At 67.1% G+C, this 16,655-nt stretch carries 20 protein-coding genes; 13 read left to right on the top strand and 7 right to left on the bottom strand.

Annotation, left to right across the window (positions count from 1 at the left end):
- Positions 1–147: 147 nt before the first annotated feature.
- Positions 148–1,365, top strand: a complete 1,218-nt coding sequence (locus QZ853_RS02505; protein WP_295570475.1) for a sigma-70 family RNA polymerase sigma factor — start codon at positions 148–150, stop codon at positions 1,363–1,365.
- Positions 1,366–1,416: 51 nt separating this feature from the next.
- Here the strand turns inward: QZ853_RS02505 and QZ853_RS02500 are convergent, their stop codons facing one another.
- On the bottom strand, positions 1,417–1,983 hold the full coding sequence (locus QZ853_RS02500) for an EF-hand domain-containing protein (RefSeq protein ID WP_295570472.1): 567 nt from the start codon (positions 1,981–1,983) through the stop codon (positions 1,417–1,419).
- Between the two features lie 155 nt (positions 1,984–2,138).
- On the opposite strand from QZ853_RS02500, the gene QZ853_RS02495 reads away from it, so the two are divergent.
- Entirely contained in the window at positions 2,139–2,894 is a 756-nt protein-coding gene (locus QZ853_RS02495) for an arginyltransferase (RefSeq protein WP_295570470.1), read from the top strand.
- 37 nt (positions 2,895–2,931) lie between these two features.
- A complete protein-coding gene (locus QZ853_RS02490; RefSeq protein WP_295570467.1) occupies positions 2,932–4,140 on the top strand; it encodes an endonuclease/exonuclease/phosphatase family protein in 1,209 nt (402 codons plus the stop codon).
- Between the two features lie 141 nt (positions 4,141–4,281).
- On the opposite strand, the gene purT is transcribed toward QZ853_RS02490, so the two are convergent.
- Positions 4,282–5,469 carry a formate-dependent phosphoribosylglycinamide formyltransferase gene (gene purT, locus QZ853_RS02485; protein WP_295570464.1) on the bottom strand — a complete coding sequence of 396 codons (1,188 nt, stop codon included), beginning with the start codon at positions 5,467–5,469 and terminating at the stop codon, positions 4,282–4,284.
- Between the two features lie 137 nt (positions 5,470–5,606).
- Here purT and QZ853_RS02480 point away from each other — a divergent pair, with 137 nt between their 5' ends.
- From QZ853_RS02480 to QZ853_RS02460, 5 genes are read left to right on the top strand one after another with little or no spacing between them, the layout of a single operon-like run.
- Complete coding sequence (locus QZ853_RS02480) at positions 5,607–6,488, top strand: SPFH domain-containing protein (protein WP_295570461.1); 882 nt, start codon at positions 5,607–5,609, stop codon at positions 6,486–6,488.
- Positions 6,489–6,530: 42 nt separating this feature from the next.
- Positions 6,531–6,710: an Arc family DNA binding domain-containing protein gene (locus QZ853_RS02475; protein WP_100439285.1), complete on the top strand. Its 180-nt coding sequence runs from the start codon at positions 6,531–6,533 to the stop codon at positions 6,708–6,710.
- Positions 6,707–6,886 carry a DUF4177 domain-containing protein gene (locus QZ853_RS02470; protein ID WP_295570458.1) on the top strand — a complete coding sequence of 60 codons (180 nt, stop codon included), beginning with the start codon at positions 6,707–6,709 and terminating at the stop codon, positions 6,884–6,886. The genes QZ853_RS02475 and QZ853_RS02470 overlap by 4 nt, the downstream gene beginning before the upstream one ends.
- Positions 6,887–6,889: 3 nt before the next feature.
- Positions 6,890–7,483 carry a PH domain-containing protein gene (locus QZ853_RS02465; protein ID WP_295570456.1) on the top strand — a complete coding sequence of 198 codons (594 nt, stop codon included), beginning with the start codon at positions 6,890–6,892 and terminating at the stop codon, positions 7,481–7,483.
- 9 nt (positions 7,484–7,492) lie between these two features.
- Positions 7,493–8,302 (top strand): M15 family metallopeptidase, encoded by an 810-nt coding sequence (locus tag QZ853_RS02460; protein ID WP_295570454.1) that lies wholly within the window; start codon positions 7,493–7,495, stop codon positions 8,300–8,302.
- A 151-nt stretch (positions 8,303–8,453) separates the two neighbouring features.
- Here the strand turns inward: QZ853_RS02460 and QZ853_RS02455 are convergent, their stop codons facing one another.
- The 4 genes from QZ853_RS02455 to QZ853_RS02440 all read right to left on the bottom strand — a co-directional run bounded on the left by QZ853_RS02455 (position 8,454) and on the right by QZ853_RS02440 (position 12,074).
- Positions 8,454–8,825: a DUF423 domain-containing protein gene (locus QZ853_RS02455; RefSeq protein WP_295570452.1), complete on the bottom strand. Its 372-nt coding sequence runs from the start codon at positions 8,823–8,825 to the stop codon at positions 8,454–8,456.
- 104 nt (positions 8,826–8,929) lie between these two features.
- Complete coding sequence (locus tag QZ853_RS02450) at positions 8,930–10,003, bottom strand: SRPBCC family protein (RefSeq protein WP_295570450.1); 1,074 nt, start codon at positions 10,001–10,003, stop codon at positions 8,930–8,932.
- 233 nt (positions 10,004–10,236) lie between these two features.
- On the bottom strand, positions 10,237–10,878 hold the full coding sequence (locus tag QZ853_RS02445) for a response regulator transcription factor (protein WP_006424175.1): 642 nt from the start codon (positions 10,876–10,878) through the stop codon (positions 10,237–10,239).
- A complete protein-coding gene (locus tag QZ853_RS02440; RefSeq protein WP_295570448.1) occupies positions 10,878–12,074 on the bottom strand; it encodes a sensor histidine kinase in 1,197 nt (398 codons plus the stop codon). The genes QZ853_RS02445 and QZ853_RS02440 overlap by 1 nt, the downstream gene beginning before the upstream one ends.
- 151 nt (positions 12,075–12,225) lie before the next feature.
- On the opposite strand from QZ853_RS02440, the gene QZ853_RS02435 reads away from it, so the two are divergent.
- From QZ853_RS02435 to QZ853_RS02415, 5 genes are read left to right on the top strand one after another with little or no spacing between them, the layout of a single operon-like run.
- Positions 12,226–12,822, top strand: coding sequence for a GNAT family N-acetyltransferase (locus tag QZ853_RS02435; protein WP_295570446.1), 597 nt, complete (start codon positions 12,226–12,228; stop codon positions 12,820–12,822).
- Positions 12,768–13,613: a septum site-determining protein MinC gene (gene minC, locus QZ853_RS02430; protein ID WP_295570445.1), complete on the top strand. Its 846-nt coding sequence runs from the start codon at positions 12,768–12,770 to the stop codon at positions 13,611–13,613. The genes QZ853_RS02435 and minC overlap by 55 nt, the downstream gene beginning before the upstream one ends.
- A gap of 35 nt (positions 13,614–13,648) precedes the next feature.
- The gene (gene minD / locus QZ853_RS02425) at positions 13,649–14,458 is read left to right on the top strand and encodes a septum site-determining protein MinD (protein ID WP_049445948.1); all 810 of its coding nucleotides are present in this window, start codon (positions 13,649–13,651) and stop codon (positions 14,456–14,458) included.
- Positions 14,459–14,460: 2 nt separating this feature from the next.
- Positions 14,461–14,721, top strand: coding sequence for a cell division topological specificity factor MinE (gene minE / locus QZ853_RS02420; RefSeq protein WP_004148073.1), 261 nt, complete (start codon positions 14,461–14,463; stop codon positions 14,719–14,721).
- A gap of 44 nt (positions 14,722–14,765) precedes the next feature.
- Positions 14,766–15,245 (top strand): hypothetical protein, encoded by a 480-nt coding sequence (locus QZ853_RS02415; RefSeq protein ID WP_295570444.1) that lies wholly within the window; start codon positions 14,766–14,768, stop codon positions 15,243–15,245.
- Positions 15,246–15,281: 36 nt separating this feature from the next.
- On the opposite strand, the gene QZ853_RS02410 is transcribed toward QZ853_RS02415, so the two are convergent.
- The gene (locus QZ853_RS02410; protein ID WP_295570441.1) at positions 15,282–16,526 is read right to left on the bottom strand and encodes a DUF819 family protein; all 1,245 of its coding nucleotides are present in this window, start codon (positions 16,524–16,526) and stop codon (positions 15,282–15,284) included.
- Positions 16,527–16,655: the final 129 nt, after the last annotated feature.

The raw sequence follows: 16,655 nt of genomic DNA, 5'->3' as shown, positions 1-16,655 counted from the left end.
TAGTGCCGGCCGCTGGCCGGCAACCTCATGAACCCGTCCGGCGGACTGCGGTTGCCGGCCAGCGGCCGGCACTACCGTGCAGAGGGCCGGTCACACTTCGCGCGCGGCGCCGTCCTGGGACACAATCCCAGCAGGAGAGCCGCCGCCATGACGACGTTCGCCGCATCGATCGACCAGACCCTGGAACGCGAACTGCCGGCGGCCGCCGGCGGCTGCCAGCACGCCTATGGGCGCATCGTGCTGGCCTGCCAGAACACGGTCACCGCCATCGCCCTGGCCATCACCCGCGACCGCCAGGCCAGCGAGGACATCGCCCAGGAAGCCTTCGTGAAGGGCTGGCAGCAACTGCACCAGCTGCGCAGCTCGACCAGCTTCCTCCCTTGGCTGCGGCAGATCACCCGCAACCTGGCCCGTGACTGGCTGCGTGCGCAACGTGGCCGGCCGCTGACCGGCGAGGCCGCCGAGGTCGCGCTGGGCATGGCCGCCGACCCGTCGCCGGGCGCGGCCGACCGGCTGCAGCGGGTGGAAGAGGAGATCGCCGCCGAGGACATCATTTCCGCCCTGCCCGCCGACAGCCGTGAAGTGCTGTTGCTGTACTACCGCGAGGGCCAGCGCTCGCAGCAGGTGGCCGATCTGCTCGGGCTCAGCGACGCGGCGGTGCGCAAGCGCCTGTCACGCGCCCGCGCCCTGGTGCGTGACGGCCTGCTGCAGCGCTTCGGCGAGTTTGCCCGCAGCAGTGCACCGAGCGCCGCGTTCGCCACCGCCGTGGTGTCGATGGTGCTGGTCGCAGCGCCGGGTACGGCCAGTGCCGCGATCCTGCTCAGCACCGGTGTCGGCATCGGTGGCAGCAAGCTCGGCCTGGGCGGCGCCAGCGCTGCCGGCGGCACCGCGATGGGCACGCTGACCGCTACGCTGGGCCAGCTGCACGTGATCCCGGCCGAGAACTGGGGCGCGATCGCCGGTGGCGTCATCGGCGGTGCGATCGGCAGCTACCTCGGTGCGCGCTTCCTGATGTCCTACACCGAAACCGAAGGCGAACGTACGCAGGTGCGACGCTTTGTGCGCATCAACACCGGCACCGGCCTGGCCTGGTGCCTTGTAATGCTGGTGGCGACGCTGCTGCAGGTACCGATGTGGAGCCAGTTGCTGCTGTTGGCACTGGGTCTGGCCGTGGTCAACTACCAGTGCCTGGTGCCGCTGCAGCGCCTGATGGCACCGATGATCGCACGTGATTCAGCGAGGCGCGGCCGCAGTGGAACCAACTGGAAATTCGAATCCCTGTATGGCCGTACCGGCATCATCGGCGCGAACGTGTTCGTGATCGCCCTGGTGGTGTATTCGCTGATGCGCAGCGGAAACCTGTAACGAACAACGCCGGCAATACGCCGGCGTTGTCGTAGATCACTGCCTCGAACCTCAGCGCTGCGGCTGCGGCTTCGGCGCAGCACCATCGCGCGGGCCGCCGTGGCGCGGACCACCGTGCATCGGGCCCTTGGCTGCATCGAACTCGGCCTTGCTCAGCTGGCCGTCCTTGTTGGTGTCGGCGGCGGCGAACCAGGCGTCGCGCATCTGCTTCATGCGCAGCTCGCGGTCGGCTTTGTCGAGGTAGCCGTCCTTGTTGAGGTCGAGCTGGTCGAAGCGCGCGGCCAGGCGCGGATCGGCCTTGGCTTCCTCGCGGCTGATGCGGCCGTCCTTGTCGACGTCCAGCTTGGCCCAGCGCTCACCCCCGTGGCCACGGCGGCCGTGCTTCCAGCGGGGCAGCTCATCACGCGAGAGCTTGCCGTCCTTGTTCTTGTCCAGCTCGTCGAACTTCGCGGCCAGGCGCGGGTTGGCAGCGGCCTCGCTGCGGTCGATGACGCCGTCGCCGTTGGTATCCAGCTTGACCGGGCGCTGTGCCGGCGCGGTCGGGGTGTCGGCCGCCAGCGCGATACCGGAAGCGGAAGTGCTGAGCAGCAAGGCCAGCAGCAGGGGGGTACGGATCATGAGGTCACTCCTGGGGATGGGAATTGCGTCGGGGTGATCACTTCACCCTCAGGGACAACAACGCCCGGGCGCGACATCGGTTGACGCCGCGTCCGATTCCATTCATCCGGCGGACAGTCGCCGCCACTGCGACGGGCTGGGGCTATGCTGTGCCCATGGCGATGCATGGCGACAGAGACGACGAACTGCGGCTTTTCCAGACTGGCGAGCACCCCTGCGGGTACTGGTCGGACCGGGTCGCGCGCGACCTGGTGCTGGACCCGCACGACCGCCGCCTGGGTGGCCTGTACCCGATGGCCCTGAGCTGGGGCTTCCGCCGCAGTGGCGATCTGGTCTATCGCCCGCACTGCGCGCATTGCCAGGCCTGCGTGGCGGTACGCATTCCCGTGGCCCGCTTCGCACCGGACCGCAGCCAGCGCCGCTGTGCCGCCCGCAATGAAGACCTGGAGGTGCGGATCACCGCCGCCACTGCTCGTGACGACCTGTTCGCGCTGTATCACCGCTACCTCACCCATCGCCACGCCAACGGCGGCATGGACGACCACGGGCCGCACGAGTTCGAGCAGTTCCTGATCGGCAGCTGGTCGCACACCCGCTTCATGGAAATGCGCCTGCCCGGCCACGAAGGCCAGCCCAGCCGGTTGCTGGGGGTGGCGGTGACCGACGTCACCGAGCATGGCCTGTCGGCGGTCTACACCTTCTTCGACCCGGACCACGCCGCGCGCGGGCTGGGCACCTTCGCGATCCTGCAGCAGATCGAATGGGCCCGCCGCGAGGGCCTGCCGCACGTGTACCTGGGCTACTGGATCCGGGGCCACCAGAAGATGGACTACAAGCGCCGCTTTCATCCGCTGGAAGCCTACGACGGCCGTCGCTGGCACGATTTCGACAAGGATCTGGACGGGCGCTGACAAACCACTGACACCGGGCCGGGTGCAGAATAGGGGGATGAACGCCAAACCCCTGATGCTCGCGCTGGCCCTGCTCTGCGGCGCCACCGCCCCCGCCTTCGCCACGTCCCCCGCGATGACCGAAAAGCCGTCCACTGCGCTGCGCCTGGCCACCTACAACACCTCGCTGTACTCCGACGAGACCGGTGGCCTGATCAAGGAACTGGAAGGCGACAGCGAGCACGCGCGCAAGATCGCCGCGGTGCTGCAGCAGGTGCGCCCCGACCTGGTGCTGTTGAACGAGTTCGACTTCGACGACGCCCACCGCGCTGCCGACCTGTTCCAGAAGCGCTACCTGGAAGTGGCCCAGCCCGGCGGCGGCAAGCCCCTGCACTTCGCCTACCGCTACCTGGCCCCGGTCAACACCGGCGTGCCCAGCGGCCTGGACCTGGACAACAACGGCGTGGTCGGCGGCGAAGGCCGCAGCCGCGGCAACGATGCCTGGGGCTACGGCCTGCACCCGGGCCAGTACGGCATGCTGGTGCTGTCGCGCTACCCGATCGACGAAGCCAAGGTGCGCAGCTTCCAGCTGCTGAAGTGGAGCGCGATGCCCGGCGCGATCCGCCCGGTCGATCCGCGCACCGGCAAGAGCTTCTACAACGACCACGTGTGGTCGCAGCTGCGCCTGTCCTCGAAGTCGCATTGGGACGTGCCGGTGAAGACCCCGGCCGGCGTGGTGCATGCGCTGGTCTCGCACCCGACGCCGCCGGTGTTCGACGGCCCGGAGAAGCGCAACGCCGCGCGCAACCACGACGAACTGCGCCTGTGGCAGGAATACCTGTCCGAGGGTGACAAGCCGTGGCTGTGCGACGACAAGGGCCAGTGCGGTGGCCTGGCGCAGGACGCGCGCTTCGTGATCCTCGGTGACCTCAACAACGACCCTGCCGACGGCGATGGCCGCCATGAAGCGATCGTCGAGCTGATCGAGAACGCCCGCGTGCTGCGCTACCCCACCCCGCGCAGCGTCGGTGGCGAGCAGACCAGCCTGGCCTATGCGGCCAAGGGCATCGAGCGCAAGGGCGCGCCGTTCCACGCCACCGGCGATTTCGGCCCGAAGTCCGGCACCATGCGCCTGGACTACGTGCTGCCCTCGACCGGCTTCGAGTATGTCGGTAGCGGCGTGTTCTGGCCGGCCAGTGAAAGCCCGGAGGCGAAGATCGCCGACGGCAGCGACCACCACCTGGTGTGGGTGGATGTGAAGCCGTAAGGCACACTGCTCTGCCGAGCCGTTCCTACGCTCGGCTCCCGCGCGCGGCGCGGATTCAAAAGCAGCCTAGCGCGGGCTAGGCTCTACAGTAGATTCGCACAGCGCGGAGAAAGCCGCCGGGCATGGCCCGGCGCTATCGGTTTACGGGCGCAGTTCGACGCCGATGGCGTCGGCGGCATCACGCGCGATGGCGCGTGCTTCGTCGATCGTTTCAGCGCGCGCCAGGGTCACACCCACGCGGCGGTGGCCGTGCACGCTCGGCTTGCCGAACAGGCGCACGGCGGTGTCCGGCACCTGCAGGGCGGCGGCCACGTTGTTGAAGTACGGCACGCCCTCACCATGCGCCAGCAGTGCGCACGACGCCGACGGACCGCTCTGGCGGATCAGCGGGATCGGCAGGCCGAGGATGGCACGCGCGTGCAGCGCGAACTCGCTCAGCTCCTGCGATACCAGCGTCACCAGGCCAGTGTCGTGGGGGCGCGGCGACACTTCGCTGAACCACACTTCGTCGCCCTTCACGAACAGTTCCACGCCGAACAGGCCCCAGCCGCCGAGATCGTCGGTGATCGCGCGCGAGATCTCTTCGGCACGCGCCAGCGCAGTGCTCGACATCGGTTGCGGCTGCCAGCTTTCGCGGTAATCGCCATCCTTCTGCAGGTGGCCGATCGGTGCACAGAACGAGGTGCCGCCGGCATGACGCACGGTCAGCAGGGTGATCTCGTAATCGAAATCGATGAAGCCCTCGACGATGCAGCGGCCGGCACCGGCACGGCCACCAGTCTGCGCGTAGTCCCAGGCCGGCGCGATGTCCGCCTCGCTGCGCAGGGTGCTCTGGCCCTTGCCCGAGGACGACATCACTGGCTTGACCACGCACGGCAGGCCGATCGCCGCAACCGCAGCGCGGTACTCGGCCTCGGTATCGACGAAGCGGTACGGCGAGGTCGGCAGGCCCAGCGTTTCGGCGGCCAGGCGGCGGATGCCCTCGCGGTCCATGGTCAGGCGGGCGGCGCGCGCGGTCGGGATCACCCGCAGGCCCTGCTCCTGCTCCAGCTGGACCAGGGTCTCGGTGTGGATGGCCTCGATCTCCGGCACCACCAGGTGCGGCTGCTCCTGGGCGATCAGCGCACGCAGCGCCATCGCGTCCAGCATGTCGATCACGTGCGAGCGATGCGCGACCTGCATCGCCGGGGCGTCGGCGTAACGGTCGGCGGCGATCACCTCCACGCCCAGCCGCTGCAGCTCGATGGCCACCTCCTTGCCGAGTTCGCCCGAGCCCAGTAGCAGCACGCGGGTGGCGGAGGGAGACAACGGAGTTCCAAGCTTGGCCATGGCAGTTCCAGCAGCGATGTGAAGGCGGGTGGGCATTCTAGCTGGCCGGGCAGCACGGCCAGGGCATCCGACGAACGGTAGTGGACAGTTGATATCATTTTGATATCTTCACTGCGAACCCTCAAGGACGTATCGCCATGAAAGAGAAGTCGCTTGCCTCCCTCAACGGCCTCGGCACCCTGGCCGGATCCCTGCTGGCCGCGCTGGCCGGTGGCGCGCTGTTCGTGCTGGGGGTGGCAGCCAAGGCCAGCACCGGCTCGCCCCACCTGCTGCTGTTGCTGGCGGGCGTGCTGGTCGTCACCGCCGCGGTGTTCATCCTGGCCGGCCTGTACACCATCCAGCCCAACCAGGCGGCGGTGCTCAGCCTGTTCGGGAAGTACGTCGGCACCGTCAAGGACAACGGCCTGCGCTGGAACAACCCCTTCTACGCCAAGCGCCGGGTCAGCCAGCGCGTGCGCAACTTCGAGAGCGGCAAGCTGAAGGTCAACGAGCTGGACGGCAGCCCGATCGAGATCGCCGCAGTGATCGTCTGGCAGGTGGTCGACGCCTCCGAAGCGGTCTACAACGTGGATGACTACGAGAGCTTCGTGCACATCCAGTCCGAATCGGCGCTGCGCGCGATGGCCACCAGCTATCCCTACGACCAGCATGAGGACGGCCAGCTGGCCCTGCGCAGCCACGCCAGCGAGATTTCCCAGCACCTGAAGAACGAGCTGGCCGAGCGCCTGGCCGATGCCGGCGTGCAGGTGATCGACGCGCGCATCAGCCACCTGGCCTACGCCGCCGAAATTGCCCAGGCCATGCTGCAGCGCCAGCAGGCCAACGCGGTGATCGCGGCCCGCACGCGCATCGTGGCCGGTGCGGTCGGCATGGTCGAAATGGCGCTGGCCGAACTGCAGAAGAACGGCGTGGTTGAGCTGGACGAGGAACGCAAGGCGCACATGGTCAGCAACCTGCTGACCGTGCTGTGCTCGGACCGCGGCACCCAGCCGATCGTCAACGCTGGTTCGCTGTACTGAACCCTCGCAACGGGGCGCCCCACCGCCCCGCCAGGAGCTTGCATGAGTGAGAAGAAGGCCTACCCGCTGCGTATCAACGCCGATGTCCTGGCCGCCGCGCAGCGCTGGGCTGACGACGAGTTGCGCAGCCTCAACGCGCAGATCGAATACGTGCTGCGCGACGCCCTGCGCAAGGCAGGGCGCCTGCCGAAACCCACGCCATCGCCGGAGGACAAGGAATGAGCACGCGCTGGAGTTACCAGACGATTGAAGTGAAGACCTCGATGATGGGCGTCCTCAAGGCCGAGGACATCCAGAGTGAACTGACCCGACAGGGCCTGCTGGGCTGGGAACTGGTCAACATCATCATTCCGGCGCCGATGCGCCCGGCCATGCTGGTCTTCAAGAAGGAAATCTGAGCCATGAGCGGCAGCGACCCGAAGCGCTTCGACCTGGCGGAGAGCTCGCCGTTCCGTGTGCTGTGGGTGGTGCTGCCATTGCTGCTGGCGTTCGCCATCAGCGTCTACGCGCAGCTGCACACCGCCCGCGCCAACGCGCCGTGGATGGAAGTGACCCTGTCGCCGCCGTGGTTCCGGATGGGCGGCAGTGCGGCATGGAGCCTGCTGGTGATCGCCGCGCTTGCCATCGGCCTCGGCGCGGCGTTCTTCCGGCGTCGGGTCGAGTTGGATGGCGGCGTGCTGGACGTGCGCTCGACGCTGTACCGGCGGCGGGTGCCGGTGGCGCAGCTGCGACTGGACCAGGCCGAGGTGGTCGACCTCGGCCGCGACCGGCGCTATGGCATACGCTTCAAGACCAACGGCTATTCGATGCCCGGCTTCCATTCCGGTCACTTCCGCCTGATGGGCGGCGGCAAGGGCTTTGCCCTGGTGACCGACCGCAGCCGCGTCCTGGTGCTGCCGGTACGCGATGGCAGCGCGCTGCTGCTCAGCCTGGACCGGCCACAGGCGCTGCTGGAGGCACTGCGCAAGGTGGCCGCACCGGCACCACAGCAGTAAGCTGAGGCGATGCAACGACGCCCGCCCCTGCTGATCAATACCGAAGCCATCGAGCTGTGGCCCGCTGGTCTGCTGCGCGCACGCAGCACTACCGATGCGCGCCTGCTGGCACAGGCGCAATGGGTGCTGCGGCGCAAGCGTGATGGCCGCTACCTGGCAGCGGTGCTGGCGCGCGGCGTGCATTCGCTGGTGCCGCGCCTGCCGCGCGAGCCCGGTGCCGAGGACGCTCTGGCGCTGCTGGATGCGCGGAATGCACGGCCGTTCACCGCGTCGCTGGAAGATCAATGGCTGCCATTGGCCGGGCTGCAGCAGCGCCTGCAGCAGCTCGGCCTGGACCCGCAGCGTTACGCCGGCGACAGTGGCCTGCCGCTCGAACCCGAACCTTGCCTGCTGCACTTCGCCGGCCGTGATCGTTTCGCCCGCCCCCTTTGGCTGCGCCGCGACGCCGCACAGGGCTGGCGACGCATGCGCCTGCACGCAGCGCAGGATGGCATCGCACTGGACGCCATCTCCGGCTTCCGCAGCCACGCCTACCAACTGGGCATTTTCGAACGGAAGCGCGCTCGCGGCCTGAGCGTGGCGGAGATCCTGAAGGTCAATGCGGCGCCGGGCTTCAGCGAACATCACAGCGGCTACGCGCTGGACATCGGCACGCCGGGCGACGCGCCGGCCGAGGAAACCTTCGAAGCCACGGACGCGTTCGCCTGGCTGCAGGCGAACGCAGGCACGCATGGTTTCAGCCTGAGTTACCCACGCAACAACCCGCACGGCATCGTCTACGAGCCGTGGCACTGGTGCTGGAAGCCGGCCAACGGCTGAATCCGCGTCACGCCCCCGGTAGAGTCGACTGTCAGTCGACTGCCCCTGGCCCCGAAGCAGGTGCGGATCGCTTCGCTCGAAGCCGAGCAGGGCTCGGCTCTACAGAATCTGACAGCACACTGGTGTCGTGCTTTGCGGCTCTCCGCTACCGTCACCGCCTCAATGCATTGATCGCCAGCAGCACCCATCCGGCCATCATGCTGGTGCCGCCAATCGGTGCCATCCGCGTCGGCCACTGCCACAACGCGCCGCCCACCAGGCTGCCGGAAAACAGCAGCACGCCCAGCAGCAGCACGTACAGCGCCAGGTGCGCGATCGCGCCCTGCGCGCGCGGCCCGAGCGCCACCAGCACCGCGCCATGCGCGAACGCATACAGCGCGGCCGTGTTCAGATGCTGCTGCGCCAGCGGATCGGCCACCCCGTGCGAGGCGTAGGCAGACAGGCCGATCGAGGCGGCCGCCAGCAGCGCGCCAACACAGGCCAGCAGGGAAGGCTTACGTGCACGGCGTTCCAGATTGAACATGAGGGCTCCTTGCGCGGCATCCCTTGCCGGGCGCCAGATGAAAAAAAACGCGCCGCAATGAGCGGCGCGTTTTCGTGTCCAACACTACATGGGTCAGCCGAGGCTTACTTGACGGCCCAGTAGATGTCGTAGGTACCTTCCGGGGTGAACGACTTGTCGATGCCGTCCTTCCAGGTTTCGTACGGACGGTCGATGACTTCGTTGCCCGAGGTCACGGCCCAGGCACGCAGGCCATTGCGGGCCACGTCCAGACCTGCCATGTGGCCGGTGTAGGCCGCATGCGCCGAACGGTGCGGAGCCACGTGCACGTACTTGACCGGAGCGCCACCGTCGATCTTGACGGTCAGTTCTCCACCGGTCGCAGCTTCAGCACCCTTCTTCTTCACCGGCTGGGCGATGTCGAAGGCGTACTTCTCCTGGCCGAAGTCGGTGGTGATGATGCGGAACGGACCGGCGGCTTCAAGGCCATTGGCCTCCATCACGCGCTTGATCCACTCCTGGTTGTCCTTGATCGACTTGGTGATCGTGTCCTGACCGCGGTCCACGTTACCGGCGTTGACGACCAGCAGGTCTTCGGCCGGTACATCGACGATGGCCAGATCGGTCAACGGCGCTTCCGGGGTGCGGTAGTCGACGTTGGGGACGGTGGCGAGCATGTTAGCCATGCGCGACAGACCCATCTTGATGTCATCGCCGATCTGGCGGCTGACATACAGGCCGGCGTAACGGCCGAACAGGTCGAAGCCGTACTTCACCGAGTAGTCCTGGGTGATCTTGACGTTACGGCCGCCCTTGCCGGTCGGCTCCAGGGTGAAGGTGGTGACCTTGTCGTGACCCTTGGTGGCGTCTTCGATGGCGATCGCAACGCGCTTGTTCTCTTCGGCGTCGGTGATCTTCCAGGAACCGGTGCCCAGGTCCTTGGAGGTGAAGTCGAGGGTGGCACCCTTGCCGGAGGCCGGGCCGGACAGCTTCAGTTCAACGGCGGGATCGCGCAGTACCAGCGGGTTCCAGTCCTTGAAGCGGCGCAGGCTGCTGACCGTGTCGTACACGATCGTCATCTTGCGGTTGGTCTCGATGCTTTCGGTGATGTGACGCTCGCCCGGCAGACAGACGCCAATAATGACGAACAGGCCAGCCACGATCCCCAAGGCGATCAGGAACTCGATAATACGGGTCATTCAGAGAGTCTCCGGGGCCGATCCCACGGCCGGGTTGATTGAAGCGAAGCGCCAATCCTAGCAGGCTTCGCGGGCATTGTTTACGGGATTGGCGCACCGGTTTCCGTGCCGGCTGCGTATTTGTATGGACAAAGAATTCGAAGGGTACCGCATACCGATACCCGTGAAGTAGAGGGCAACCCCGGCAAGGGCCAAGGGATGCCACCCAAGTCGTTGTCCTGAAAAGGTTTTCCTCAGACCAGCTGAAGTTCGAACGCCTTCAGCACGGCCCGCGTACGGTCGCGCACGCCCAGCTTGGAGAGGATGTTGGACACGTGGTTCTTGATGGTGCCTTCGGCCACGCCCAGCGAATTGGCGATTTCCTTGTTGGAGAAGCCGCTGGCCATCAACCGCAGGATCTCGGTCTCGCGGTCGGTCAGCGGGTCCGGGCGGTCCAGGCTGACGAACTCGTTGCGCATGTGCTCCAGGCCAGACAGCAGGCGCTGGGTCACCGCCGGCTGCACCAGCGAGCCGCCATCGGCAACGGTGCGGATGGCACCGACCAGCTGCGCCAGGGTGACGTCCTTGAGCAGGTACCCCTTGGCCCCCGCCTTGAGCCCGGCCAGCACCAGCTGGTCATCATCGAAGGTGGTGAGGATGATGGTCGGCGGCAGCTGTTCCTGCCGCGACAGCACCTGCAGCGCCTCCAGCCCCGACATCACCGGCATGCGCATGTCCATCAGGACCACGTCGGGGCGCACCTGCGGTATCAGCTCGACCGCCTGCCGGCCGTCGCCGGCCTCAGCCACCACCTCGATGCCGTCGTCGAGCGCCAGCAGGGAGCGGATTCCCTGCCGCACCAGGGTTTGGTCGTCGACCAGGCAGACGCGAATCATCAACGTACTCCTTCAGGAACCTTGGTAAGGGCGGCCACCAGCACCGTTGCAGGCACCGTCGCGCGCACCCGGAAGCCTTCGCCGGGGCGGGTCTCGATCTGCAGCTGGCCACCACATTGTTGCAGGCGCTCGCGCATGCCGCGCAAGCCGTTGCCCACATTGACCATCTCTGCACCGGCACCGTCGTCGCGGGCCTCCACCACCACCCGGTCCGGGGCTTCACGGTACACCTTGATCCACAGGTGGCGCGCGCCGGCATGGCGCACCGTGTTGGTGATGATCTCCTGGGTGCAGCGCAGCAGTACATGGGCGCGCTGCGGGTCTTCCACGTTCAGCGGATCGTCGATCTCCAGCTGGATGTCCAGCGAGGGCACATTCTCGGTCAGTGGGCGCAGTGCCGCGGCCAGGTCGATGGCGCCGGTCTCGCGCAGCTGGCTGACGACCTCGCGCACGTTGCCCAGCAGCAGCTTGGCCAGCGCGTGCGAGCGCTTCACATGGTCCAGCGCCTGGCCCTCGGCCAGGTGGCCGGCCACTTCCAGGTTCAGGGTCAGCGCGGTCAACTGGTGGCCGAGCAGGTCATGCAGCTCGCGGGAAATGCGGGTGCGTTCGTTGACCCGGGCGCTTTCGGCCAGCAGGGCGCGGGTCGCGCGCAGTTCCGAGTTCAGTCGGCGCTGCTCGTCACGGGCCTCGGTCTGCTGCCGGGCAACCAGGCTGGTCACGAAGATGAACATGGAGAAGCCGCCGTACAGCAGCGACTGCATCACCGCTTCGAACAACGGGAAGCGCAGCAGCATGTAGTAGACCGGGGCCACCGCCAGCTGGCTGACCAGCAGCCACAGCACACCCAGGCGCACCGACAGCATCCACGGAATGACCCCGGCGGCGACCATCATCAGGATGCTGCCCAGGCCTGAGCCGCTGAGGAAGCTGACCCCCAGCGCCGAGATCGTCAGCAGCAACAGCAGCCCACGGTCCAGCCAGCTGGTGTGGCTGTCGCTGCGCAGGATGCGCGTCAGCCAGTAATAAGAGGTGCCGAAGGAAAGGTAGGCCAGGAACAGCAGGACCGCCCAACCGCCCATGTCGCCGCGGCTGTGCAGGTTCTCGAACTGCGAGTAAGCCAGCGGCAGGCCGACCATGACCCAGGTGAACAGGCCGGCCAGGCGGAGGACGCGTGTATGGCTGAGGGCTCCCAACATGCCTGCACTCTACGGGCCCGGCCTGTGCACCGCACCCCACGGAAGTCATGCCTGCGCGGTTGCCTGTTCATGCCGCAGCCCGCCCCGGGCATGCAATAATCGTGCGCAGGGTCCTTGTGATGGACCAACCGCGTTACCCCACGGAGTCACAATGTCGATTGTCATCCGCGACGTGCGCGAGCACGAGCTCGATTCCGTCCTGGCTTTGAACAACAACGCTGGCCTGGCCATCCTTCCCCTGGATGCGGCCCGGCTGCGCCTGTTCTACGAGACCGCTGAGTATTTCCGCGTCGCCGAGCGCGACGGCAACCTGGCCGGTTTCCTGATCGGCTTCGGCAGCGCCAGCCAGCACGACAGCAGCAACTTCGCCTGGTTCAAGCAGCAGCTGGACACCCCGTTCTTCTACATCGACCGCATCGTGGTCGCCAGCCGCCGTCGTGGCGGCGGTGTCGGCCGTGCGTTCTATGCCGATGCACAGAGCTTTGCCGAACTGCGCTACCCGCAGATGACCTGCGAAGTGTTCCTCGACCATGGTGCCGATGCCGCCCTGCTCTTCCACGGCAGCTTCGGCTTCCGCGAACTGGGCCAGAACACCATGCCCCACGTCGACGTGCGCGCCAGCATGTTGGCCAAGGAGCTGTGCAGCTACCCGTGGGTGCAGGAGACCTACGGCGGCAAGCTGCCGGATGTGGCATGGACACGCGCCCGGCAGCTGCCGGCGCAGGCACAGCGGCCGACGGGGACCTGAGCGTGGCGGTGAATTTCGATTACGAACAGGCCGGTGAACTGAAGATCGGCCAGGTGGGCATCGCCAACCTTCGCATCCGTACCCTTGATGTCGAACGCCTCGTGCAGGAAATGCGCGAGCGCGTGACCCGCGCGCCGAAGCTGTTCGGCCGGGCCGCGGTGATCCTCGACTTCGGCGGCCTGAGCCAGGTGCCGGACGTGACCACCGCACAGGCGCTGGTCGACGGCCTGCGCAGCGCCGGCGTGCTGCCGGTAGCGCTGGCCTACGGCACCAGTGCGGTCGACCTGCTCTCGCAGCAGCTCGGGCTGCCGCTGCTGGCCAAGTTCCGCGCCCAGTACGAGCGCGCCGAGGCCGAAGCCGCGCCGCCGCCACCCGCACCGGAGCCGCGCCGCGCGGTGCGTGCCGAGCCGAAGCCGGCCCCAGCCACACCGGTGGCCAAGGTCGCCGATGCCGCAGCGCCGCAGCCGGGCCGTATGCAGCTGGGCAACGTGCGTTCGGGCCAGCAGCTGTACGCGGAGAACTGCGACCTGACCGTGATGGCCACGGTCGGCGCCGGCGCCGAGGTCATCGCCGATGGCAGCATCCATATCTACGGCACCCTGCGCGGCCGCGCGCTGGCAGGGGCCCAGGGCAACACCGCGGCACGCATCTTCTGCCGCGATTTCCATGCGGAACTGGTCGCCATTGCAGGCCACTACAAGGTACTGGACGATGTCCCGGACAACCTGCGCGGCAAGGCCGTGCAGGTGTGGCTGGAACAGGACCAGGTCAAGATCGCTGCGCTGGACTGACGCAGCCCCCCAACAGAATCATCAGGAGAAGTCCTTTGGCTGAAATCATCGTAGTCACCTCCGGCAAGGGCGGCGTCGGCAAGACCACTTCCAGCGCAAGCCTGGCCTGCGGCCTGGCGCGGCGCGGCAAGAAGGTGGCGGTGATCGACTTCGACGTCGGCCTGCGCAACCTCGATCTGATCATGGGCTGCGAACGCCGCGTGGTGTACGACTTCGTCAATGTCGTGCACGGCGAAGCCACCCTCAAGCAGGCCCTGATCAAGGACAAGCGCTTTGAGAACCTGTACGTGCTGGCCGCGTCGCAGACCCGCGACAAGGATGCACTGACCCAGGAAGGCGTGGGCAAGGTGCTGAAGGATCTGGCCGCCGACGGCTTCGACTACATCATCTGCGACTCCCCGGCCGGCATCGAGAAGGGCGCCTTCCTGGCGATGTACTTCGCCGACCGTGCGGTGGTGGTGGTGAATCCGGAAGTGTCTTCGGTGCGCGACTCGGACCGCATCATCGGCCTGCTCGACTCGAAGACCCACAAGGCCGAGTCCGGCCAGGACGTGCCGGCCTTCCTGCTGCTGACCCGCTACACCCCGGTGCGCGTGGAAAGCGGCGAGATGCTGAGCATCGCCGACGTCGAGGAAGTGCTGGGCCTGAAGGCGATCGGCGTGATCCCCGAGTCCGGCGACGTGCTCAACGCCTCCAACAAGGGCGAGCCGGTCATCCTGGATGTCGAATCCGCTGCCGGCCAGGCGTATGACGACGCCGTCGCGCGCATCCTCGGCGAAGAACGCCCGATGCGCTTCACCAACGTCGAGAAGAAGGGCTTCTTCAGCAAGCTGTTCGGAGGGTAAGCATGGGCCTGTTTGATTTCCTCAAAGCGAAGAAGACCACCGCCGAAACCGCCAAGAACCGCCTGCAGATCATCATCGCGCAGGAACGCAGCAACCGTGGTGGCCCGGACTACCTGCCGCTGCTGCAGCGCGAGCTGCTGGAAGTGATCAAGAAGTACGTGAACATCGACGTCGATGCAGTGAAGGTCGACCTGGTGAAGGATGGCCAGCACGATGTGCTGGACATCTCCGTGGCGCTGCCGGAAGGCCCGGACAAACCCTGATCCCCTGCCCCGCCCGTGCCTGCATGGGCGGGGCCGCATGACGCATGACCGACACCACGCCCGAACCGAACGTCACCCGCGTCGGCGATATCGCCTTCGCCGATGCGCAGCGCCTGCTCGCCGCGCATGGCCTGCTGCTGCATCACGTGGCGGACGGCGAGCCGATTCCCGGCAGCTACTGGGGCGAGCCCGAGGCCGGCATCATCGCCAGCAACGTGTACGTACGCAACGACACCCCCGTGCATTCGATGCTGCACGAAGCCTGCCACCTGATCGTATTGCCGCCGGAGCGGCGCGCGCAGGTGCACACCGATGCCACCGATTCAGTGCCGGAAGAAGATGCCACCTGCTACCTGCAGATCGTGCTGGCCGCACGGCTGCCCGGTGTCGGCAGCCAGCAGCTGATGGCCGACATGGATGCGTGGGGCTACACGTACCGGCTGGGGTCTACCCAGGCATGGTTCGAACAGGATGCCGGAGACGCAAAGGCGTGGTTGATCGAGCGCGGATTGCCGGTAGCGTAAAGCCGGCAGTGTCGGCCGCTGGCCGGCACCCTCCCATCACCCCTGCCCCGCCAGTGCGCGCAGGGTGATGCCGACGATATAGGCCAGATAGGTGCCGGTGGCGTAGCCCATCGTGCCCAACAGCACGCCGACCGGCGCCAGTGCCGGATGGAACGCCGCCGCCACCACCGGGGCCGAGGCCGGGCCACCGATGTTCGACTGCGAACCGATGGCGAAGTAGAAGAACGGCACTTTCAGCAGCTTGCCCAGGCACCACAGCAGCACAATGTGCACGCTGATCCAGACGATGCCCAGCAGGAACAGCCACGGCCGATCCAGCAACGCAAGCAAGTCCATCTGCATGCCGATGCAGGCGATCAGGAAATACAGCAGCAGCGAACCCAGCCGCGAGGCGCCCGCGCCTTCCAGGGTGCGCGCACGGGTGAAACTCAGGCCCAGGCCCAACGTGGTCGACAGCACCACCACCCACACGAACGGTGCGTCCAGGCTGAACTGCGCGGCCCAACTGACGTTCGCCTTGAACCAGGCCGCCAGGGGCGCCCCGATCGCGTGTGCAAGACCGACACCGCCGAAGGCCACCGCCACGATCAGCATCAGGTCGGTGAGGCTGGGAATGCGCTCGTGCTCGGCCTGGAAGCGCGCGATGCGCTCCTTCAGCTCATCGATGGCCGAGGTGTCGGCGCCACTGCGTGCATCGATCTTCGCCGCGCGCCCAGCGAGGAAGATCAGTGCGGCCATCCACACATAGCCCACGCCGACATCGACCACCGCGAACTGGCCGAAAGTGGTGGCATTGACGTCGAACACTTCGCGCATGGCCAGCATGTTGGCACCGCCACCGATCCAGCTGCCCGCCAACGCGGCCATGCCGGCCCAGGTGTCGCCGGCCACGGTTTCCGGATGCACCGCGCGCATCAGCAGGAAGGCCACCACCGCGCCCAGCATGATGCTGGCCGAAGCGCCCAGATACATCAGCACCAGTTTTGGGCCAAGCCGCAGGATGCCCTTGATGTCCACTGCCAGGGTCAGCAGGATCAGCGCCGCCGGCAGCAGGATGTCGCGCGCGACCGGGTTGTAGAGCTTGGTGTTCTGCCCGTCGATGAGGCCGACGGTGTTGTAGATGCCGGGAATCAGGTAGCACAGCAGCAGTGCCGGCACGAAGGTGTAGAAGCGCTTCCACAGGCCCTGCTCGCGCGAGGCGGTCCAGAACACGGCGCCGAGGGTGGCGGCGATCAAACCGAAGACGACGATGTCGTTCTGGATCAGGGCAGTCGAAGGCATGCATGCGCTCATGTAGCGCCGAGCCATGCTCGGCTGCTGTTGGCGGGAAGGGAAGCACAAAGCAGCCGAGCATGGCTCGGCTCTACAAAAGGCAGAGCGCCGCCCCGGTGGGGGGGCGGCGCCAGACCG

It is taken from the genome of uncultured Stenotrophomonas sp. (genome assembly GCF_913778665.1).
In the GTDB taxonomy this organism is placed as follows: domain Bacteria; phylum Pseudomonadota; class Gammaproteobacteria; order Xanthomonadales; family Xanthomonadaceae; genus Stenotrophomonas.
This window is presented reverse-complemented; position numbering and strand designations above follow the sequence as displayed.